23 protein-coding genes and 1 pseudogene are annotated in these 19,113 nt (G+C 70.7%); 16 read left to right on the top strand and 8 right to left on the bottom strand.

Translation table 11 applies throughout. The features are described 5' to 3' along the window. Positions 1-62: 62 nt before the first annotated feature. The 4 genes from ATK36_RS05930 to mrf are packed head-to-tail and all read right to left on the bottom strand — an operon-like array spanning position 63 to position 2,816. Positions 63-1,157 (bottom strand): GTP-binding protein, encoded by a 1,095-nt coding sequence (locus ATK36_RS05930; protein WP_098510173.1) that lies wholly within the window; start codon positions 1,155-1,157, stop codon positions 63-65. Next, positions 1,154-1,312, bottom strand: coding sequence for a 50S ribosomal protein L32 (gene rpmF / locus ATK36_RS05925; protein ID WP_098510172.1), 159 nt, complete (start codon positions 1,310-1,312; stop codon positions 1,154-1,156). Before rpmF ends, ATK36_RS05930 begins: the two co-directional genes overlap by 4 nt. Beyond that, positions 1,312-1,566, bottom strand: a complete 255-nt coding sequence (locus ATK36_RS05920) for a type B 50S ribosomal protein L31 (protein WP_098510171.1) — start codon at positions 1,564-1,566, stop codon at positions 1,312-1,314. Before ATK36_RS05920 ends, rpmF begins: the two co-directional genes overlap by 1 nt. Beyond that, a complete protein-coding gene (gene mrf / locus ATK36_RS05915) occupies positions 1,563-2,816 on the bottom strand; it encodes a ribosome hibernation factor-recruiting GTPase MRF (protein ID WP_098510170.1) in 1,254 nt (417 codons plus the stop codon). Before mrf ends, ATK36_RS05920 begins: the two co-directional genes overlap by 4 nt. A 77-nt stretch (positions 2,817-2,893) precedes the next feature. On the opposite strand from mrf, the gene rpmB reads away from it, so the two are divergent. From rpmB to cobA, 5 genes are all read left to right on the top strand, one after another. Then, positions 2,894-3,130, top strand: a complete 237-nt coding sequence (rpmB, locus tag ATK36_RS05910; protein ID WP_098510169.1) for a 50S ribosomal protein L28 — start codon at positions 2,894-2,896, stop codon at positions 3,128-3,130. Next, the gene (rpmG, locus tag ATK36_RS05905; RefSeq protein ID WP_037805699.1) at positions 3,131-3,298 is read left to right on the top strand and encodes a 50S ribosomal protein L33; all 168 of its coding nucleotides are present in this window, start codon (positions 3,131-3,133) and stop codon (positions 3,296-3,298) included. Next, on the top strand, positions 3,298-3,603 hold the full coding sequence (rpsN, locus tag ATK36_RS05900) for a 30S ribosomal protein S14 (protein ID WP_098510168.1): 306 nt from the start codon (positions 3,298-3,300) through the stop codon (positions 3,601-3,603). The genes rpmG and rpsN overlap by 1 nt, the downstream gene beginning before the upstream one ends. After that, positions 3,600-3,854: a 30S ribosomal protein S18 gene (gene rpsR, locus ATK36_RS05895; protein WP_098510167.1), complete on the top strand. Its 255-nt coding sequence runs from the start codon at positions 3,600-3,602 to the stop codon at positions 3,852-3,854. The genes rpsN and rpsR overlap by 4 nt, the downstream gene beginning before the upstream one ends. Positions 3,855-3,966: 112 nt before the next feature. Beyond that, a complete protein-coding gene (gene cobA, locus ATK36_RS05890) occupies positions 3,967-5,196 on the top strand; it encodes a uroporphyrinogen-III C-methyltransferase (protein ID WP_098510166.1) in 1,230 nt (409 codons plus the stop codon). A 460-nt stretch (positions 5,197-5,656) separates the two neighbouring features. Here the strand turns inward: cobA and ATK36_RS05885 are convergent, their stop codons facing one another. Further along, positions 5,657-6,532: an alpha/beta fold hydrolase gene (locus ATK36_RS05885; protein WP_098510165.1), complete on the bottom strand. Its 876-nt coding sequence runs from the start codon at positions 6,530-6,532 to the stop codon at positions 5,657-5,659. A 139-nt stretch (positions 6,533-6,671) separates the two neighbouring features. On the opposite strand from ATK36_RS05885, the gene ATK36_RS05880 reads away from it, so the two are divergent. Together ATK36_RS05880 and ATK36_RS05875 are read left to right on the top strand one after the other, a co-directional pair. Next, positions 6,672-7,514 carry a crotonase/enoyl-CoA hydratase family protein gene (locus ATK36_RS05880; RefSeq protein ID WP_098510164.1) on the top strand — a complete coding sequence of 281 codons (843 nt, stop codon included), beginning with the start codon at positions 6,672-6,674 and terminating at the stop codon, positions 7,512-7,514. A gap of 36 nt (positions 7,515-7,550) precedes the next feature. Next, positions 7,551-9,257 (top strand): AMP-binding protein, encoded by a 1,707-nt coding sequence (locus ATK36_RS05875; protein WP_098510163.1) that lies wholly within the window; start codon positions 7,551-7,553, stop codon positions 9,255-9,257. A gap of 10 nt (positions 9,258-9,267) precedes the next feature. Here ATK36_RS05875 and ATK36_RS31290 read toward each other — a convergent pair whose 3' ends face one another. Continuing rightward, entirely contained in the window at positions 9,268-9,789 is a 522-nt protein-coding gene (locus ATK36_RS31290) for a hypothetical protein (protein ID WP_245914357.1), read from the bottom strand. A gap of 296 nt (positions 9,790-10,085) precedes the next feature. On the opposite strand from ATK36_RS31290, the gene ATK36_RS05865 reads away from it, so the two are divergent. The 6 genes from ATK36_RS05865 (at position 10,086) to ATK36_RS05840 (ending at position 14,746) form a co-directional block, all read left to right on the top strand. After that, positions 10,086-10,292 carry a hypothetical protein gene (locus tag ATK36_RS05865; protein ID WP_098510162.1) on the top strand — a complete coding sequence of 69 codons (207 nt, stop codon included), beginning with the start codon at positions 10,086-10,088 and terminating at the stop codon, positions 10,290-10,292. 1,395 nt (positions 10,293-11,687) lie between these two features. Then, a complete protein-coding gene (gene clsA, locus ATK36_RS05860; RefSeq protein WP_098510161.1) occupies positions 11,688-12,275 on the top strand; it encodes a cardiolipin synthase ClsA in 588 nt (195 codons plus the stop codon). Between the two features lie 48 nt (positions 12,276-12,323). Further along, on the top strand, positions 12,324-12,707 hold the full coding sequence (gene gcvH, locus ATK36_RS05855) for a glycine cleavage system protein GcvH (RefSeq protein WP_098510160.1): 384 nt from the start codon (positions 12,324-12,326) through the stop codon (positions 12,705-12,707). A gap of 102 nt (positions 12,708-12,809) precedes the next feature. Beyond that, positions 12,810-13,277, top strand: coding sequence for a glycogen accumulation regulator GarA (gene garA / locus ATK36_RS05850; protein ID WP_098510159.1), 468 nt, complete (start codon positions 12,810-12,812; stop codon positions 13,275-13,277). Next, the gene (ftsR, locus tag ATK36_RS05845) at positions 13,274-14,041 is read left to right on the top strand and encodes a transcriptional regulator FtsR (protein WP_170069610.1); all 768 of its coding nucleotides are present in this window, start codon (positions 13,274-13,276) and stop codon (positions 14,039-14,041) included. Before garA ends, ftsR begins: the two co-directional genes overlap by 4 nt. A 231-nt stretch (positions 14,042-14,272) precedes the next feature. After that, positions 14,273-14,746, top strand: a complete 474-nt coding sequence (locus tag ATK36_RS05840; protein WP_098510157.1) for a bifunctional nuclease family protein — start codon at positions 14,273-14,275, stop codon at positions 14,744-14,746. Positions 14,747-14,804: 58 nt separating this feature from the next. Here the strand turns inward: ATK36_RS05840 and ATK36_RS05835 are convergent, their stop codons facing one another. Then, positions 14,805-15,437, bottom strand: a complete 633-nt coding sequence (locus ATK36_RS05835; protein ID WP_098510156.1) for a TetR/AcrR family transcriptional regulator — start codon at positions 15,435-15,437, stop codon at positions 14,805-14,807. 287 nt (positions 15,438-15,724) lie between these two features. On the opposite strand from ATK36_RS05835, the gene ATK36_RS05830 reads away from it, so the two are divergent. The 3 genes and pseudogenes from ATK36_RS05830 to ATK36_RS33290 all read left to right on the top strand — a co-directional run. Next, complete coding sequence (locus ATK36_RS05830; protein WP_098510155.1) at positions 15,725-16,306, top strand: MerR family transcriptional regulator; 582 nt, start codon at positions 15,725-15,727, stop codon at positions 16,304-16,306. Positions 16,307-16,438: 132 nt separating this feature from the next. Further along, positions 16,439-16,945 carry a DUF4190 domain-containing protein gene (locus tag ATK36_RS05825; protein ID WP_098510154.1) on the top strand — a complete coding sequence of 169 codons (507 nt, stop codon included), beginning with the start codon at positions 16,439-16,441 and terminating at the stop codon, positions 16,943-16,945. 82 nt (positions 16,946-17,027) lie between these two features. Then, a pseudogene (locus ATK36_RS33290) lies at positions 17,028-17,465 on the top strand (MmyB family transcriptional regulator); the annotation flags it as partial. A gap of 205 nt (positions 17,466-17,670) precedes the next feature. Here the strand turns inward: ATK36_RS33290 and ATK36_RS05815 are convergent. Next, positions 17,671-19,110, bottom strand: a complete 1,440-nt coding sequence (locus ATK36_RS05815) for a glycoside hydrolase family 3 protein (protein WP_098510153.1) — start codon at positions 19,108-19,110, stop codon at positions 17,671-17,673. Positions 19,111-19,113 lie beyond the last annotated feature (3 nt).

Raw genomic sequence — 19,113 nt, 5'->3', positions numbered from 1 at the left:
TCACGGACTCAGAGGCTGTGAAGGGCCCCTTCACAGCCTTTACCGGCGGCGGCCGAGTGTCCTCAGTGGACGTGCACCGGTTCCCACTCGGGGAACGGATCGGCGCTCGCGGGCACGGTGGACAGGCAGTCCGTCAGCGCGGAAAGCAGGGCGTCCCCGGCGAGTCCGATGCCGATGAACACCAGCTCCTGCCGGGGTTCGTCGACGACGCCCTGAGGTTCGAAACGGGCCACCGAACCGGCCTGGGACCAGAGGCCGAGCGTGCCCGGCCGGGAGGCGAGGCTGAAGAATCCCTTCGACCGCAGCACCGTGCCGAACTCGCCGGAATCCAGCCGTCCGGTGACGAAATCCCACAGCCGTAACGGATCGAAGGCCTGGTCCGCACGGAACACCACGCTGGAGATGCCGTACTCCTCGGTCTCCGGCACGTGGTCGCCGTTGAGCTCGGCGACCCAGCCGGGCGCCTGCTGTGCCCGTTCGGCGTCGTAGCGGCCGGTGCCGAACACCCGCTCCAGCGGGACCCGGCCGAACGCCGCGGTGACCACGTCGGCGGCCGGGTTCAGCCGCCGCAGGGTCGCGACCAGCCGGTCGCGTTCGGCGGGGGAGACCAGGTCGGTTTTGTTCAGCAGCAGCACATCGGCGAACTCGACCTGGTCCATCAGCAGGTCGCTGACGGTGCGCTCGTCGCCCTCGTACTGATCGATCCGGCGGTCCGCAAGGGACTCGCCGGCGGCCAGTTCGCGGGCGAAGTTCACCGCGTCCACCACCGTCACCATGGTGTCCAGCCGGGCACCGGTGAGCACCGGTGCACCGTCCTCGCCGGGGAAGGAGAACGTGGCCGCGACCGGCATCGGCTCGGAAATCCCGCTCGACTCGATGAGCAGGTGGTCGAACCGGCCTTCGGCGCACAGCCGCGCCACCTCGTCCAGCAGATCCTCGCGCAGGGTGCAGCAGATGCACCCGTTGGTCATCTCGACCAGCCGCTCCTCGGTGCGGGAAACCCCGTCCCGCACGAGGGCGGCGTCGATGTTCACCTCGCTCATGTCGTTCACGATCACCGCGACGCGCAGTCCCTCGCGATTGCCGAGGATGTGGTTGAGCAGCGTGGTCTTCCCGGCACCGAGGAATCCGGAAAGGACGGTGACCGGCAGGCTCACCGGCCGAGCCGCTGGAAGTGCTTGATCAGCTTGCGCGGCACCAGTTTCCGCTCGCCGTCGACCACGATCGGCACCAGATCCGGCACCGCGGCCTTCCACTGCGCGCGGCGGCTGCGGGTGTTGCTGCGCGAGGTCTTCCGCTTCGGCACGGCCATCAGCGCGCACCCCGCTTCCCGTAGCGGCGGTGGAACTTCTCCACCTGGCCCGCCGAGTCGACGATCCGCTGGTTGCCCGTCCAGAACGGGTGCGACCAGGCGCTGATGTCCACCACGACCAGCGGGTAGGTGTGCCCGTCGGACCAGTCGACGGTGCGGTCCGAGGTCGCGGTGGAGCGGGTGAGGAACGCGTCGCCGGTCGACGAGTCCTTGAACACCACCGGGTGGTAGTCGGGATGGATGCCGGGTTTCACTGCGTTTCGTCCTTCCGGTTGGCGGCATTGGCATGCCGTTCGATCTCGTCGGTCTCGGCGAAGTCCTCGCACGGGTCCTCGTGCCATTCCCCGAACGGATCGGGGTACGCACGCCAGGCGTCTTCGCCCTCAGCCAGCTCGGCGTCGGTGAGCAGCGCGCCATGCAGCGCGGCCTCGATCTCGTCCGGGCTCGCCTGGTCGGTCACCACCACGAGTTCCTGCGCGCGATCGCCGTACACCGGGTCCCAGCGCAGCGAGGCGAGCGTGCGGCGCTCGGGGGAGACCTCGGCCCAGTCCGGACCGGACGGCGAGGCGAGCCACGGCCCGGCGTGGCCGATGCCGAGGCCGCCGCCCGCGGACTCGATCCAGAACGCCACGTCCGGCTGGCTGGCCACCCAGGCGCGACCGCGGGTGCGGACCACGCCGTCGAGCAGCACGTCGATCGCGTCATGCAGGCGTTCCGGGTGGAACGGCCGCTGTGCGGTGAAGGTGTGCAGCTCGATGCCGCAGTCCGCCTGCAGCGGCGGCGCGCCGCGCAGCAGCGCGCCGTGCATGTCGGTGACCTCGCCCCGGCGGGCGTCGGCCGGGATCGCGGCGAACAAGTCGGCCACGTCGGTGCGGCCGAGTTCCACGCGGGGCACGCCGGGCGCGACGCGGTCCAGGACCGCGGCGGCTTTGGCCGCACGCCAGGCGTCGGTGGCGGCGCCGGCAAGCACGAGCACGTCCGCGGATTCGACCTGGGCGAGCGCGACCTGCGCGACGGTCCGCTCGTCCTCGGGGCTGCCCTGCAGGCCACGCTCGGCGAGCAGTTCGTCGCCGGTCGCGTCGGCGAGCCAGGTCGCGCGGTCCAGCACAGCGAACACCGCCTCGGGCTGGACGTCGTCGAGCACCGGCCGGTCGTCGACCAGCACATTGCTGATCGCCCAGCTCACCGGCTCGGGCTCCATCGCCTCGTCGAGCCGCACGACGATCCGGTCCACCTCCGGCATCCGGGCGAGCCGGCGCAGCAGCGGCAGCAGATCCTCGCGCAGCGTGCAGTTGACGCAGCCGTGGGCCAGCTCCAGCACGGTCAGCTCGTCGCGGGCGCCGAGCCGCAGCCGGCGGCGCACCACGCCGGAGGAGATCTCACGCAGGTCGTGGTGGACGACGGCGGTGCCGGGGCCGCCGTGCAGGAGCGCGGCGAGTTCGTCGTTCGGGGCCGGGGCGAGGCCGCTCACGAGCACGAGCGGCACACGCGGGGGAAGGGGCACTGGGACTCCAGGGGACGGATCGGGGTACAGTCGCAGCCTAGATGAAAACGAATGTCACTACCAAATCGGGAGGGTCCGTGTCAGCCGTGTGCCAGGTCACCGGCCGCAAGCCGGGCTACGGCAAGCAGGTCTCGCATTCGCACCGCCGCACCTCGCGGCGCTGGGAGCCCAATCTGCAGACCCGCCGCTACTTCGTGCCGAGCCTCGGCCGGACGGTGCGGCTGAAGGTGTCCGTGAAGGGCATGAAGACGATCGACAAGCGCGGCATCGACGCCGTGGTCGCCGACCTCGTGGCGAAGGGGGTGAAGTTCTAGATGGCCAAGAGCACCGACATCCGGCCGATCGTCAAGCTGCGCTCGACCGCGGGCACCGGCTACACGTACGTGACGAAGAAGAACCGGCGCAACAACCCGGACCGCATGGTGTTGCGCAAGTACGACCCGGTCGCGCGCAAGCACGTGGAATTCAAGGAAGAACGCTGATGGCGAAGAAGTCGAAGATCGCGAAGAACGAGCAGCGCAAGGTGATCGCCGCGCGGTATGTCCAGCGGCGGCGTGAGCTGAAAGCGGTGATCGCTTCGCCCGGTTCGTCCCCGGAGGAGAAGGCCGACGCGGTGGTCGCGCTGCAGCGGATGCCGCGGGACGCGAGCCCGACCCGGATCCGGAACCGCGACACCGCCGACGGCCGCCCGCGTGGCTACCTGCGCAAGTTCGGCCTGTCCCGGGTCCGGATGCGGCAGATGGCGCACAACGGCGAGCTGCCCGGCGTCTCGAAGTCGAGCTGGTGACCGCGATGCCGAAGCCGAACCGTGACCGCGTCCTCCAGCGTCGCCGCGTCAACCCGCTGCACGCCGCGAGGGTCAAGACGGTCGACTGGAAGAACATCGATCTGCTGCGGAAGTTCATCTCCGACCGCGGCAAGATCCGGGCTCGCCGGGTGACCGGCCTGACCCCGCAGCAGCAGAAACAGGTCGCCGTCGCGATCAAGAACGCTCGCGAGATGGCGTTGCTGCCCTACCCCTCCGCCGCCCGCGGCTGAGATCAAAGCCGTGAAGGGGTCCTTCACGGACTCAGAGTCCGTGAAGGGCCCCTTCACGGCCTTCTGCCGACCTGGGCGCGCGGGGGAGGAGGCGGCCAGGCAGACTTCGGGCATGGACGACCCGCACTACCTCTCCGGACTGCAGCTCGCCGGCCGCCGCGTCGTGGTGGTGGGCGGTGGCTCCGTCGCTCAGCGTCGCCTGCCGCGGCTCTTGCGCGCGGGCGCGCGCGTGGAGCTGGTCTCGCCGCACACGACGCCTGCAGTCGGCGCGATGGCCGACGCAGGCGAACTGGTCTGGCACGAGCGTCGCTACGCCGAAGGCGACCTCACAGCGGCCTGGTACGCGCTCGCGTGCACCGACGACGCCGAGGTGAACGCCGCGGTGTGCGCGGAGGCCGAGAAGGAGCGCGTGTTCTGCGTACGCGCTGACGAAGGCGTGTCCGGAAGCGCAGTGACCCCGGCGACCGGGCGACACGGCGGGTTGCTCTTCGGTGTGCTGTCCGGTGGCGAGCCGCTGCGCTCGGCCGCCGTACGCGACAGCATCCTCGACGGCCTCCACTCCGGCACCGTCGACGACGACCGTGTCCATGCGGCCACGACAGAAGACCTCCCCGGCGTCGCGCTGGTCGGCGGTGGTCCCGGTGATCCCGACCTGATCACCGTACGAGCGCGTCGGCTGCTCTCGCGCGCCGACGTGGTTGTCGCAGACCGTCTCGCGCCACGAGAGCTACTCGACGATCTGGCGCCGGAAGTCGAAGTCGTCGACGCGGCGAAGATCCCGTACGGGCGTGCGGCGAGCCAGGCCTTCATCAACAGCACGCTGATCGAGAAGGCCCGCGAAGGGAAGTTCGTCGTCCGGCTGAAGGGCGGTGACCCGTACCTGTTCGGCCGTGGCTTCGAAGAAGTACAGGCATGCGCCGAAGCGGGCGTACCGGTGACCATGGTGCCGGGCATTACCAGCGCCTTCGCCGTACCCGCCGTCGCAGACGTACCGGTGACGCACCGCGGCGTCGCGCACGAGGTCGTCGTGGTGTCCGGCCATGTCGCGCCCGGTGACGACCGTTCCCTCGTCGACTGGTCCCTGCTCGCCCGGATGCGCGGCACCATCGTGCTGATGATGGGAGTGGAACGGCTGCCGTTGTTCGCGAAGGCGCTCTTGGAGGGCGGGCGTCCGGCAGACACCCCCGTGGCGGTCATCGAGGACGGCACCATGCGTACACAGCGCGCATTGCGTTCCACCCTGTCCGACATCGTCGACGACGCGGAGGCCGCGGGGGTCCGCCCGCCCGCGGTGATCGTCTTCGGCCCGGTGGCCGGTCTGACCCGCGGTCAGGACGGGTAGCAGCGGAACGCGAAGTCGCGGACTGCCGCGGCCAGTGGTCAGGGTGTCGGCAAAGTCGGCGTGAGGGGCCCTGCGCAGACTGCGGAGGTCTGTGAAGGGGCCCTTCACGGACTCTGAGTCTGTGAAGGGCCCCTTCACAGACCCGAGACAGGTCCGGCACACACCACGAGGTGGTCGCGCACCTCGAACACCACTGCTTCACCCCCGGGCCGGGCGCAACCGACGAACAGGGCAGGCACCACCGATGATGACGCGGCAGCCACGGCACTCTGCTGATCACGGGTCCTCGACCGACTTTGCCGGGACCCTGCGGCCAGTGGTTGGGGTCGACGGGGCTGCGGGCGTGCAGGAACTGCGCGTCCGCGGCCAGGCTGTCGGCTGATCGGCGTGGAACGCGCTGCCCTTGTCCGCCAAGGCGCCGCTGGAAGGCGGACACCCCGGTCGCCGGCCCGACTCGCGGTCAGGACGGGTAGCAGCGGAACGCGAAGTCGCGGATCGCCGTGGTGAGCCGCTTCGGGTCGAACCGGAGTTCGATCGGGCTGCGGGCGCGCAGGAACTCCGCGTTCGGCAGGTCCGCGGCCAGGCCGCCGGCATCGCCGAACGGGTGGATCGGGTCGCCCTCGTGCCCGATCACCAGCGTTGGCGCGGTGATCTCGTGCCGGACCGACTTCGGCGGCGCGATCCGGCCGAACAGCACGCCGTGCAGCAGCGCGGCCATCGGCTCCGGCTCTTGCGACAGCGTGTCGGTGACCACGTCGACCCACTGGTTGCCGTGCGGCACCAGCTGCGCCGCGACCGCCACCCCGCGCACCGCCAGCGGCAGGAACCGCGCGGCGAACAGCAGCGGCGCGAAGGTGAGCAATCCGCCCACGATCGCGTTGTCCAGCACCGGCATCTCCACCACCAGCCCGCGCGCCCGCTCGGGCGCCAGGACCCCGGCCTCCAGCGCCACGTTCGCGCCGAGCGAGGTGCCGCCGAGCACCGCGTCCGGCACGCCGAGGTGATCCAGCAGAGCGAGCGCCTGTTCGCCGAAAGCGGGCATCGAGTAGCGCCACGACTGGGTCGGCCGGTCCGAATCGCCGTGCCCGAGCAGATCGAGGGTGACCACGCGCAGCCCCGCCCCGGCGAGTTTCCGGGCCAGCGGCGCGTGCATCCGCCGCGTGAACATGATCCCGTGCATCAGCACCACGACGCGGTCGCCGCGGCCGAACTCGGTGTAGCAGAGCCGGTGCCCGTCGTACCGGAACGAACCGGCCAGCTCGATCGGGCGGGACCGCCGGGGTACGCCGGGCACCGCACCGGGCGCGTCCTCGGCGGGTGCGGAAGCCTGGGTCATGCTCACCTCCCTCGCACCGGCACGGGCGGCCCGCGTCCGGTGGATCTCCAGGAAAGCATCCCGCGACCGCGTTGGCACGCTGTCAACCGGATGTCAACCGGGATGGTCCGGGGCGCCGCGGATGCGCCAAGATGACCTTATGAGCGCACCCGAAGCCCCCTGCTCCGGCCTGGTGTCCCTGGAAGTCCGCCTGGACGGCCCGGTCGCCGAGGTCACCCTGCTCGGCCCCGGCAAGGGCAACGCGATGGGCCCGGACTTCTGGCGGGAGCTGCCGGAAGTGTTCGGCGCGCTGGACGCCGACCCGCGGGTCCGCGCGATCGTGCTGACCGGTCAGGGCCGGCACTTCTCCTACGGGCTCGACTTGCCCGCCATGATGGGCCAGTGGGCGCCGCTGCTGGCCGGGGACGCGCTGGCCGGCCCGCGGACCGACTTCCACGCGGTGATCGGCCGGCTCCAGGCCGCCGTCAGCTCGATCGCGGCCTGCCGCAAGCCGGTGATCGCCGCGGTCTCCGGCTGGTGCATCGGCGGCGGCGTGGACGTGATCACCGCCGCGGACATCCGGCTGGCCGGCGCGGACGCCAAGTTCAGCGTGCGCGAGGTGAAGGTCGCCATCGTCGCGGACCTCGGCAGCCTGCAGCGGATCACCACCATCGTCGGCGAGGGGCACGCCCGGGAGCTGGCGCTGACCGGCCGCGACGTGGACGCCGCCCGCGCGGAGCGGATCGGGCTGGTGAACGACGTGTACCCGGACCAGGAGACGCTCCTGGCGAAGGCCCGCGAGCTGGCCGCGGAGATCGCCGCCAACCCGCCGCTGGTCGTGCAGGGCACCAAGCAGGTGCTCTCGGCCAACACCGAGCGCCAGATCGCCGACGGCCTGCGGTACGTCGCCGCGTGGAATTCCGCGTTCCTGCCCAGCAAGGATCTGCAGGAGGCGATCCAGTCCTTCCTGGAGCGGCGCGCGCCCGAGTTCAAGGGCGAGTAGAACAGGCGACAGGGCCGAGCAGCTGAGGAGTACGACGTGAGCGATGAGGCTTCGGCGGGCCACCGGGAGTTCCGGGAGGCACGCGACTACCTGCTGGCGCACCGGACGGACTACGACACCGCGTACCGCGACTTCTCCTGGCCGCAGCCGGCGGAGTTCAACTGGGCGCTGGACTGGTTCGACGTGGTGGCCCGCGATCCGGCGAACGCGCGGCGGTACGCGCTGTGGATCGTCGAGGAGGACGGCGCCGAGAACCGCTGGACCTACCCGGAGATGGCGGAACGCTCCGCCCGGGTGGCGAACTGGCTGCGCCGGCTCGGCGTGGCCCGCGGCGACCGGCTGATCCTGATGCTGGGCAACCAGGGCGAGCTGTGGGAGACCATCCTCGCCGCGATCAAGCTCGGCGCGGTGATCATCCCGGCCTCCACCCTGCTCGGCCCGGCCGACCTCGCCGACCGGGTCGCGCGCGGGCAGGCCCGGCACGTCGTGGTGCGCTCGGCCGACGCGGAGAAGTTCGCCGGCATCGAAGGCGACTACACGCGGATCGCGGTGGGCGACCCGGTGCCCGGCTGGCACGCGTACTCCTCCGCGTATGCCGAACCCGCGGAGTTCACCCCGGACGGGCCGACTGCGGCGGGCGACCCACTGCTGCTGTACTTCACCTCCGGCACCACCGCGCAGCCGAAACTGGTGCAGCACACCCAGGTGTCCTATCCGGTGGGCCATCTGTCCACAATGTACTGGATCGGCCTGGAACCGGGCGACGTGCACCTGAACATCTCCTCGCCCGGCTGGGCCAAGCACGCGTGGAGCAACGTGTTCGCGCCATGGAACGCCGAGGCGACGGTGTTCCTGTACAACTACACGCGCTTCGACGCGGTGGCGCTGATGGCCCAGATGGATCGCTGTGGCGTCACCAGCTTCTGCGCCCCGCCCACGGTGTGGCGGATGCTGATCCAGGCCGACCTCGGTGCGCTGCGCACGCCGCCGAAGAAGGTCGTCGGCGCCGGGGAGCCGTTGAACCCGGAGGTGATCGGCCAGGTCGAAAAGTCCTGGGGCGTCACGATCCGCGACGGTTTCGGGCAGACCGAGAGCAGCGTCCAGATCGCCAACACTCCCGGTCAGGACGTGGTCCCGGGTTCGATGGGCCGTCCGCTGCCCGGGTTCGTGGTGGCGCTCGTGGACCCGCTCACCGGCGAGCGCGCGGCCGAGGGCGAGATCTGCCTCGACCTGGCGCGCCGGCCGGTCGGCCTGATGTCCGGTTACGCCGCCGACGACGAGCGCACGTCGGCCGCGTTCAGCGGCGGCTACTACCACACCGGCGACGTCGGCTCGATTGACGAACGCGGCTACCTAACCTACGTCGGCCGCACCGACGACGTGTTCAAGGCTTCCGACTACCGGATCTCGCCGTTCGAGCTGGAAAGCGTGCTGCTCGAACACGAAGCGGTCGCCGAGGCGGCGGTGGTGCCGGCGCCGGATCCGATCCGGCTGGCCGTGCCCAAGGCCTACGTCGTGCTCACCGCGGGCCACGAACCGGACGCGGCCACCGCGCGCGAGATCCTCGCCTACGCACGGGAACATCTCGCGCCGTACAAGCGGATCCGGCGGCTCCAGTTCGCCGACTTGCCGAAGACGATCTCCGGCAAGATCCGCCGGGTCGAGCTGCGCGGCCGGGAGCAGGAGGGCCGGCGGCCCGCGGGCGAGTTCCGCGAGGAGGACTTTCCGGACCTGAAGTCCTGACCCCGCCGGGCTATTCGGCCGGCACCACCGCGGCCAATACGGTCTGCTCGCCCTTGCTGCAGGTGGTGCCGCCCTGGGCGGCGGGCGGGCCCGAGGTGCACAACCATCCGTCGACGGTCGCGTCCACCGCGGCGTTCGAGCCGGCACTCTGCCGCCCGGCGATCGTCGCGTGGAACTTCTTGACCAGCGACGTCGCGTCGGCACAGGAGACGCCGCTCGCCCGGCTGTCGTAGACGTAAAGCGTCAGCCCGCTGGCCGCGGTGATCGTGCCGCAGGTCCCCGGCGCCGGTGCCGGCGCGGGGGACGCCTTCCGCGGCGGGGCAGCGGATTTCGGAGCCGGCTGCTGTGCCGTCGTCTCCGCGGCCGCCGGCAACGGGGGAGGAGCGTGCGTACTCGGCGAGGGCGCGGCGCTGGCTGCGGACGACGTTGCTGTCGGTGGCGGTGGTGGCGCTGGATCCCCCGAACAGGCGGTGCACACGAGGGACAGCGCGGCCACGCACACCGGGCCGGACACGGACTTCGACAGGCGCACCGGGGTCCTTTCGCCGTGGGCTGCTCGGCGTTCATTGTCGCCCGTCAACGCTCCCGCGGCGCGCAGCGACACGGCACCGGCGCGCCCCGTCCCCGTCTACTGTGGACGGACGGGTCCGTTCCACATCGTGAAACCCGCTGGGGTTCCGGGGAATCGATCGGAGGAATATTCGGCCGGTTCGTTAACGCCGGGCTCCCCGCCGCCGAAATACCGGATGGACGCACCCGGTGCGCCCGGATCCCCGAAACCCGTCGCCGACGCGAGGATCGCGTCAGGAAGCACGAGCAGCGCACAGAATGAGCACCGAAGCCGCCACCGGCCCGGAGCCGGCCGAACCGCCCACCGCCCCCTGCAGCGTCGTGTGGTGCAGCGACCGCCCGTACGTCCTCGAATCCGGCCGCGGCCGCCCCCGCTGGGTCGGCTGCGACGACCGGGGCCGCCCCGAAGCCCTCAGCACCGCCCAGCTCCGCCGCCGCGGCTGGACGCACCGCCGGTCCCGCTGAGCATGCCGCACAGCCGAACTTCCTGCGCGGCTGAACGTGCTCGCGCGGCCGGTTCTCCTGACTTGCCGCACCGGATCCCGGTCCTCGGACGATCGGGTGCGGCCCCGGCGGATCCCGGGTTTGCGGATGGGCCGAATTTCCCGGGCTGGGCCGGATTCCGGTTTTGGGATGGTTGAAACTTCCGCGCGGCTGGGTTTCGCGGCCCCGGCCGGATCCCGGGTTTGCGGATGGGTCGAACTTCCCGGGTCGGGCCGGATTCGGGTTTTGGGATGGTTGAAACTTCCGCGCGGCTGGGTTTCGCGGCCCCGGCCGGATCCCGGGCCTCCGAGCGGCCGAGCGTCCCGGCCCGCGTCGGATCGCGGTTTTCGGACGATCGGGTGCCGCGGCGCCGGATCCCGGGTCTCCGGGCGGCCGGACATCCCCGGACGGCTTGGGTTCGGCTGGGCCGGATGCTGGAAGCCTGGACGAAGCCCGAAGCCCGAAGCCCGAAGCCCGAAGCCCGAAGCCCGAAGCCGGATGCCGCAAAGCCGGAAGCTCAAAGCCCGAAGCCGAAGCCGGCAGGGTGTCGGCAAAGTCGGTGTGAGGGGGCGCAGACCGCGGAGGTCTGTGAAGGGGCCCTTCACGGACTCAGAGTCCGTGAAGGGCCCCTTCACAGACCCGAGACAGGTCCGGCGCATACACCACGAGGTGGTCGCGCGTCTCGAACACCTCTGCTTCGCCTGCTGCCGGGCGTGATCGACGAAAGATGGCAGGCGCCGTCGATGATGACGCGGCAGCCACGACTCTCTCTGCTGATCACGAGTCCTCGACCAACTTTGCCGGAAGCCGGAAGCCGGAAGCTCAAAGCCCGAAGCCCGAAGCCGCATGCCGGAAGCCAATGGCCGTCTTACGGTGACTTGCCCTTCGCGGCCGACCTGCCCATCGTCGGCGGCCGGATCCGGTCGCGCAGGACTCCTCCGCCCTTGCTCACTCCAAGCGATCAGGATCGTACTGGCTGCGCACATTCCGTCCGGTCATCCCCGGATCGTCGGGTCCGTCGCGCTCGTGGCCGGTTCGCCCGGTACCGGGCGGTTCGGGCCTGCGGCCCGGCCTCGACGCCGGGCGGTGGCGTCGTCCCAGGGGCCGGTGCGAGCGGGCCGCTCGCACCGGGTGACCCCGCTTGGCCTGCTTCCGCCGCGACACCCGTCCCGTGCGCGCTGCCGACCCCACTTGGCCTGCGAGCCCGGCGCCGCGCCTGCACGTCCACCGGAGTCCCGAAGCCACCACCCCGACGCAAACCCCACCGCCGACCCCGCTCCTGCCCTCCGTGGGGCAGACCCCGGCCCCGGACTTACCAAGACCCACCCATCCCGTGGCGGCGAAACCCGGCGAACCGGGTGACTCTAGGCTTGGTCCGTGACCACGGCCCCCGAGACCGAGCCCTCCCTGCTGCGGCAGGCGCTGACCGTGCCCAACCTGCTGTCGCTGGCGCGGCTGGCCGGGGTGCCGGTGTTCCTCTGGCTGCTGCTCGGGCCGAAGGAGGACGGCTGGGCGCTGGCCCTGCTCATCTTCTCCGCACTCACCGACTGGCTCGACGGCAAGCTCGCCCGGTGGCTCGACCAGATGTCGCGGCTCGGCCAGCTGCTCGACCCGGCCGCGGACCGGCTCTACATCCTCGCCACGCTCGTCGCGTTCCTGCTGCGCGACATCATCCCGTGGTGGGTGGTGGCGCCGCTGGTGGTGCGGGAGCTGGTGCTCGGCGTGTGCGTGCTGGTGCTGCGCCGCCGCGGGTTCTCCCCGCCCGAGGTGACCTACATCGGCAAGGGGGCGACGTTCGTGCTGATGTACGCGTTCCCGTTCCTGCTGGTCACCCAGGGTGGCTCCACGCTCGCCGCGATCGCCCGCCCGATCGCGTACGCGTTCATGATCTGGGGCGGCGTGCTCTATGTCTGGTCCGGGGTCCTCTATGTGGTCCAGGCAGTGCGCGCGCTGCGCACCGCGTAGTGGAAGACTTACCCGGGACCGATTCCGGTACCAGGAAAGGGGAGGGCGTTGACGATTCCGGAGGAGCTGCGCTATACCGAGGAACACGAGTGGGTCGCGGTCCGGGACGGCTCGCTGGTGCGGGTGGGCATCACCGAGTACGCCCAGGGCCAGCTCGGTGACGTGGTGTTCGTCGAGCTGCCCGAGACCGGACGGCGGCTCGGCGCGGGCGACGCGTTCGGCGAGGTCGAATCGACCAAGAGCGTGTCCGAGCTGTTCGCTCCGGTGGGCGGCGAGGTGGTCGCGGTCAACGCCGCGGTGACCGACGCGCCGGAGCTGATCAACTCCGATCCCTACGGCGAGGGCTGGCTGGTCGAGATCCGGCTGGACGACCCGGCGGGCCTGGACGCGCTGCTGGAGGCCGAGGCCTACCAGGCACTCCTGCCCGGCTGACGGTTTCGGGGGAGCCGCGGGCCCCGGAACCGGGCAGGCACGGTACGTTGACCACCGCACGTTCTTGGTCGATGGCAACATCTTGTGTAGAGGAGAGCTCAGGTGAGCACGAACGACGGGCCCGGCGTTCCCCCGGAGCAGTCTCCGGAGCGGACCTCTGTCTTCCGGGCCGATTTCCTGGCCGACGTCGAAGCCCAGGAGTCCGGCCCGGCCGCGGAAGCCCCGGTACAGGGCGTCGACGCCCTGCCGCCGGGTTCCGCACTCCTGGTCGTCAAGCGCGGCCCCAACGCGGGGTCCCGCTTCCTGCTGGACCGCGACACCACCAGCGCGGGACGGCACCCGGACAGCGACATCTTCCTCGACGACGTCACGGTCTCCCGCCGGCACGCCGAATTCCGGCGTGAGGGCGGCGAGTTCGTGGTGATCGACGTGGGCAGCCTGAACGGCACCTACGTCAACCGCGAGCCGGTGGACCAGGCCGTGCTGGCCGGCGGCGACGAGGTGCAGATCGGCAAGTTCCGCCTGGTCTTCCTGACCGGCCCGGGCCAGGGGGGCCAGGGGGCGCAGTGACGGCGGCCGGCCGGCCCGGTCGCTACCAGGCCCGGCGCGAGGGGATGAGCATCGGGGCGGTGCTCGCGCAGCTGCGCGGCGACTTCCCCGATGTCACCATCTCCAAGATCCGGTTCCTGGAAGCCGAAGGACTGGTCCGGCCGGGCCGCACGCCCTCGGGCTACCGGCAGTTCGCCCCGGCGGACGTCGAACGCCTGCGGTTCGTGCTGTCCGCACAGCGCGATCACTACCTGCCGCTGAAGGTCATCAAGGAACAGCTGGACGCGGCCGACGCCGGAGCCGAGCCGGATGCGGCGGTCCCGGCCGTGCCGCGGCTGCCGCGCCGCCTGGTCCCGCTGGGCGATCCGAGCACGGCGGGACTGCCCGCGGCGGCGGACTTCGAGCCGGGACCGGACACCCGGCTGACCCAGGAGGACCTGCTGGCACAGGCCGGCATCGACGAGCAGGCGCTGGCCGAGCTGTGCCAGTACGGCCTGCTGCGGCCCGGTCCGGCCGGGTTCTTCGGTCCCGAGTCGGTGCTGATCGCGCGGACCGCGCGGGCACTGACCGAGTTCGGTATCGAGCCGAGACATCTGCGTGCCTTCCGCGCCGCGGCCGACCGCGAAGTGGGTTTGCTGGAGCAGATCGTGACCCCCGTGTACCGCCATCGCGACGCGGACGCGAAGGCCCGCGCCGACGAGTTGGTCCGGGAGCTGGCCGCACTGTCGGTCACCTTGCACACACTGCTCGTGAAAGCCGGGATCCGGAGCGTCGCCGGCGATTGAACCCGGCCCGGTGCCCGCCGGCGATGTGAGAAACGTTGCGCGGCGGTTGTCAATGACTGAATGTTCGCGCGTGCATGCCGTACCGTGAGAAGAGACGGTTTGCGCCGCCGCGAACCGAGAATGTCCGCCACTAGCGAGCACAGCGCCCGGATGACGGGTAGCGTCGGAACCAACGGCGCGAGAACGTCGCAAGCGCTGCAGCCCGTGTGCACGAGAGGGAGGCGAAGCCCGATGAGCGAGATGCGCGTCGTCGGCGTGCGGGTCGAACTGCCCGCCAATCAGCCGATCTTGTTGCTGCGGGAGACCGAGGGCGAGCGGTACCTGCCGATCTGGATCGGCTCGGTCGAAGCCACCGCGATCGCCTTGGAGCAGCAGGGAGTCCGACCCGCCCGGCCACTGACGCACGACCTGCTCAAGGAGGTCATCGGCGCGCTCGGCCGGGAACTGGAACAGGTCGTGATCACCGACCTCAAGGAAGGCACGTTCTTCGCCGAGCTGGTCTTCGACGGGGATGTCCGGGTGTCCGCGCGGCCCAGCGACTCGGTCGCACTGGCGCTGCGGATCGGGGTGCCCATCCACGCCGTGGACGCGGTGCTGGAGGAGGCGGGCCTGATCATCCCGGACGAGCAGGAGGACGAGGTCGAGAAGTTCCGCGAATTCCTCGATTCGGTGTCCCCTGAGGATTTCCGCGGCGCCGACACCTGAGCCGCCCGCCGGTGAGCGGGGCCTGGCTCCCCGCTCGCACCGGAGTATTTCCCGTGGATTACCGGACAGCCGTGGCGCGGTCGAACAGATCCGCGAGTTCCCGCCCGTACCGATCCAGATCGAGAGCCGGATCGGCGGCGTAGGCGGCCGCCACCCCGTCCACGGCCTGCGCGATCGACAGCGCGACCACATCGGCGGAGATGTCGCCGAAGACCCCTTCCCGTTTGCCCTGTTCCAGTTGCCGTTGCACGAATCCCGTGCGCACCTGCGTCAGCATCACGCCGGTCATCGACCAGCCGTCCCGATCCCCGGTGTGCGCACCCAGTTCGACGAGAACCTGTACGCACTGAGGGTAATCGCGGAGGAACGCTACGGAGGTTTCCAGGTATGCGCGCAGGTTTCCGCGCCGGTCGCCCGGGTCGATCCCCGTGCTGTGTTCGCTGAGGTATTGCGTTCTTGTTTCGACGACGGTGCTCAACACTGCTTGCAGGAGACCGGCTTTGTTCGTGAAGTGATACGAGATCAGTCGCGTGCTGCTGAGCCCGGCCCGCTCCTTGATTCGCGTGAAGGTGGTGCGCGCGTAGCCCTGCTCGGCGATCGTCGCGATCGTCGCCCCGATGATCTGTGCCCGGGTGGTGGCCTCGGTGATGCTGAGGCCGAGTTCGGCCCGGCTGTCCGGAATTACTTGCATGAGTAAAAAGTAACACCCCTGAGTAAGATTGTCGACGGGGTTGTGCGGGCGAGGGACGGAAGTGCTCTCCGATACGGCGAACGGGCCAACTCTCGATACGGCGTTGAGGTCCGCCGCGCGTCGCGTTGACCGGCTCGCGGCGCGGCCTTACCGTCGAAGGCGGTAAATCGCCACGATGTGATTCGCCGACCGCGAGCGGTCGTGGCCGATACTCCCCGGTCGATCCCGCTCCTGGGTCCGGCCGGCTGTGGTTCGCCGGCCGCCGGGTCGGGCGAGGGGAGGCTTGCGTGGTCGAGGCTGGTAGTCCGGAGAGGCCGCCTGTTCGTGCCGCGGACGGGGAGCAGGGTGAGCTGTTCCCCGACGCCTCGCTGCCCGACGAACTGGTTGGCTACCGCGGACCGGCGGCCTGTCAGATCGCCGGGATCACCTACCGTCAGCTGGACTACTGGGCGCGCACGAAGCTGATCGCGCCGAGCATCCGCACCGCGCACGGGTCTGGTTCCCAGCGGCTGTACTCGTTCAAGGACATCCTGGTCCTCAAGGTGGTCAAGCGGCTGCTGGACACCGGGGTGTCGCTGCAGAACATCCGGGTCGCGGTCGAGCACCTGCGGGTACGCGGGGTGCGGGATCTGGCCAAGGTCACGCTGTTCTCCGACGGCACCACGGTGTACGAGTGCACCTCGCCGGAGGAGATCGTCGACCTGCTGCAGGGCGGCCAGGGCGTGTTCGGTATCGCGGTCAGCGGGGCGATGCAGGAGATCAGCGGCACTATCCACGAGTTCCCCGCCGAACGCGCGGACGGTGGAGTGGTCGAGGCCGTCGTGCCGGACGAGCTGACTCAGCGTCGCAATTCCCGCCGCACGGGCTGACCTGCGCCGCCGTCCGGGGTCGCGCGACCGGCACGAATCTGTCACGGTCGTGGCGGTCGGTAACAATCGGGCGTCTCGGTCGATAAGGTTCGCGCCGGGGCAGCACGCCCGTGGCGGAAAGGGACCAGGACGATGAGCACGCCCGACGATCAGACCCCGCAGCACCCGCAGACACCCCAGTACCCCCAGGCCCCGCAGTACCCGCAACCCGCGCAGTATCCGGGGAACCCGGACGGGTCCTATCCCGCCCCGCCGCCCCCGGGGTACGGGCAGCCGGTGACGCCGCGCAACGGTTTCGGGGTTACGGCGCTGGTGCTGGGCATTCTGGCCCTCGTGCTGTGCTGGACCGTGTGGGGCGGCATCGTGCTCGGCGTCCTCGCGCTGATCTTCGGCATCCTCGGCATCAAACGCGCGAACCGCGGGGAGGCCACGAACAAGGGTATGTCGATCTCCGGTGTGGTCACCGGCTCGATCGGCCTGGTGATCGGCGTGCTGCTGGCCGTGCTGGTCGGGTCGATTTTCGCGAAGTTCGGCAATCAGCTGACCAATCTGCAGGACTGCCTGAACCAGGCGAACGGCGAGCGGACCAAGATCGAGCAGTGCCAGCAGCAGTTCACCGACGACGTGCGCGGTCGCTGAGGCGGTGCCGGGTCGCTGACCCGGCACCACGAGTCTTCGTGAATCTCCTTGTCCGGCAACGGATTCCGCGCTCATCGAGGGTGTTTCGCCGAAATTGCTGGACGGTCCGGTCAACGTCCTGCGGGTCGCCCTCCACCCGGACGGGGATGGCGCCGCACGTGCTGAATCTGGGGGAGTGGCGCGCGCACCTGCTAGGCCGGCTCCGCCGCCAGGTTGAGCAGACTGCCGATCCGGGGCTCGCCGAGCTACGCGGTTATCCGTGCGCGCAACCGGTTCCGGAGGTGGAGATCCCTGGTCCCGGCGACATCTTCGTGCCGTTGCGGTACCGCCGTCGTGGCAGGGAGCTGAGTTTTTTGGTACTGCCGCGACGTTCGGCACGCCCTTGGACGTGACCGTCGCGGAGCTGGTGATCGAATTCTGCTATTCTTTCGGCTGGGGGTCGCCGCGCAAAAGGTTCCCTTCACAGCCTTTCGGCTGGGGCATTTCGGGCGGGAAGTCGCCGGGCAGGGCGGTTGGGTGATCGACCGGCCGGGGCCGTTACGCTGCGGGGGTGACCACGACTCCTCCCGCGCTGCGCGGCTTCGTGCAGGGATCGCAGATCCACTGCTGAATGTGTCGATTCGCGGCCGGCTCCCGGATGTCGGGTGGGGCCTTCGTCTGGTCCACTATGGACTCTCGATCGAGGGTGCCGCGTGGCCGGGTGGCGACCACGTGAGGCGCCTCGTTCAGGCCAGATACTCCGCAGCCGCGCGCAGGCTCACGAACGACCCGCTGAACGTATCGATCCGCGGCCGCTCCCCGGAGGCCGGGCCGGGTGCCCCGGTCTCCACTCGAATGTAGTCTACAGTGGACAGCCGGTCGAGGAGTTCCCGCACTGCCGGGTGCCGGTGTGCTTCCCGGGTGACCACCACGACGCTCGGCCACGATGCGGCCTCGGCGAGCACCTGCTCCGCATCGCCGGGGCCGACGGTGAGTGCCCGAGTGCCGGGGACCAGCTCGGTCAGGTGTGGTCCCAGGCCCCACGGCATCGGCCCGGCCGCGAGGGTCGGGTCGGTGCGTACGTCGAGGACCAGCGGTGGTCCGGCGAGGGCGGGTGTGCCGGTGATCCGCAGTGCGGCGCGAGCGGCTGCCATCCCCAGCGTGTGGTCGACCGGGCGTAGCGGGGCGGCGGACGGGGAGGTGCCCAGCGAGGCCGTCCGGGAGGCTGCATCGGCGAGGCGTTCCTCGGGCAGGGTTCCCTCGGCGACGGCTGTCACGATCGTTGCGGTGACCCGGTCCAGGGTGGCGACGTCGAACGCGGCGCCACCGATGCACAACGCGTCCGCCCCGGCGGCCAGCGCCCGTACCGCGGCGTCGCCCAGCCCGTCGTGCCTGCCGTAGGCGCCGGAGATGGCACCCATCTCCAGGGCATCCGTGATTACCGCACCGGTGAAGCCGAGTTCGCCCCGCAGCACCTCGGTGAGCGCGGTCCGGTTCAGCGTCGCCGGGGCCTCGCCCCAGTCGGGGATCACGAGGTGGCCCGACATCACCGAGCGCACACCCGCCTGGATGGCCGCGGCGAACGGGACCAGCTCGATGGAGCGCAGTTCCTCCGGCGTCCGGGGGAGGACGGGGAGCGTGACGTGCGAATCCTCGGTCGCCGCGCCGTGGCCGGGGAAGTGCTTCGCGCAGGCTGCCACGCCGTACTTTTGCAGCCCTGTCACGTACGCCGCGACGTGCGGGGCGGCGGTCGCCGGATCCGTGCCGAACGCCCGTACACCGATGATCGGGTCTTCCGCGGCGAGCGTCAGGTCGGCGCACGGGGCCAGGTTCACCGTCACCCCGCACGCGGCGAGCCGTTCGCCGAGCGCCGCCGCGACGGACGTGGTGAGTTCCGGGTCCCCGGTGGCGCCGAGCGCGAGCGGGCCGGGCACGAAGGAACCGGTGGCGACGTCCAGCCGGGTGACGTCGCCGCCTTCCTCGTCGATGCCGACCACGACGTCCTCGCGTTCGGCGCGCAGGGCGGAGGTGAGCGCGGCGACCTGCTCGTCGTCGACCACGTTGCGGCCGAACAGGATCACCCCGCCGAGGCCGTCCGCGAGCCGCCGCAGCAGCCACTCCGGGGCGGTCGTACCGGCGAAACCGGGCAGCAGCACGGCTTCGGCCCAGCTGCGGAGGTTCGGCATCGG

The organism is Amycolatopsis sulphurea (assembly GCF_002564045.1).
In the GTDB taxonomy this organism is placed as follows: Bacteria; Actinomycetota; Actinomycetes; order Mycobacteriales; family Pseudonocardiaceae; genus Amycolatopsis; species Amycolatopsis sulphurea.
The sequence above is the reverse complement of the archived record's forward strand: the minus strand, read 5'-3'. Positions and strand labels throughout refer to the sequence as shown.

Coding starts and splice junctions, on each gene's coding strand:
- rpmF (WP_098510172.1), bottom strand. CDS start 1,312: ATGGCCGTGCCGAAGCGGAAGACCTCGCGCAGCAACACCCGCAGCCGC.
- rpmG (WP_037805699.1), top strand. CDS start 3,131: ATGGCCAAGAGCACCGACATCCGGCCGATCGTCAAGCTGCGCTCGACC.
- rpsN (WP_098510168.1), top strand. CDS start 3,298: ATGGCGAAGAAGTCGAAGATCGCGAAGAACGAGCAGCGCAAGGTGATC.
- cobA (WP_098510166.1), top strand. CDS start 3,967: ATGGACGACCCGCACTACCTCTCCGGACTGCAGCTCGCCGGCCGCCGC.
- ATK36_RS05885 (WP_098510165.1), bottom strand. CDS start 6,532: ATGACCCAGGCTTCCGCACCCGCCGAGGACGCGCCCGGTGCGGTGCCC.
- ATK36_RS05880 (WP_098510164.1), top strand. CDS start 6,672: ATGAGCGCACCCGAAGCCCCCTGCTCCGGCCTGGTGTCCCTGGAAGTC.
- ATK36_RS05865 (WP_098510162.1), top strand. CDS start 10,086: ATGAGCACCGAAGCCGCCACCGGCCCGGAGCCGGCCGAACCGCCCACC.
- ATK36_RS05840 (WP_098510157.1), top strand. CDS start 14,273: ATGAGCGAGATGCGCGTCGTCGGCGTGCGGGTCGAACTGCCCGCCAAT.
- ATK36_RS05835 (WP_098510156.1), bottom strand. CDS start 15,437: ATGCAAGTAATTCCGGACAGCCGGGCCGAACTCGGCCTCAGCATCACC.
- ATK36_RS05825 (WP_098510154.1), top strand. CDS start 16,439: ATGAGCACGCCCGACGATCAGACCCCGCAGCACCCGCAGACACCCCAG.
- ATK36_RS05815 (WP_098510153.1), bottom strand. CDS start 19,110: ATGCCGAACCTCCGCAGCTGGGCCGAAGCCGTGCTGCTGCCCGGTTTC.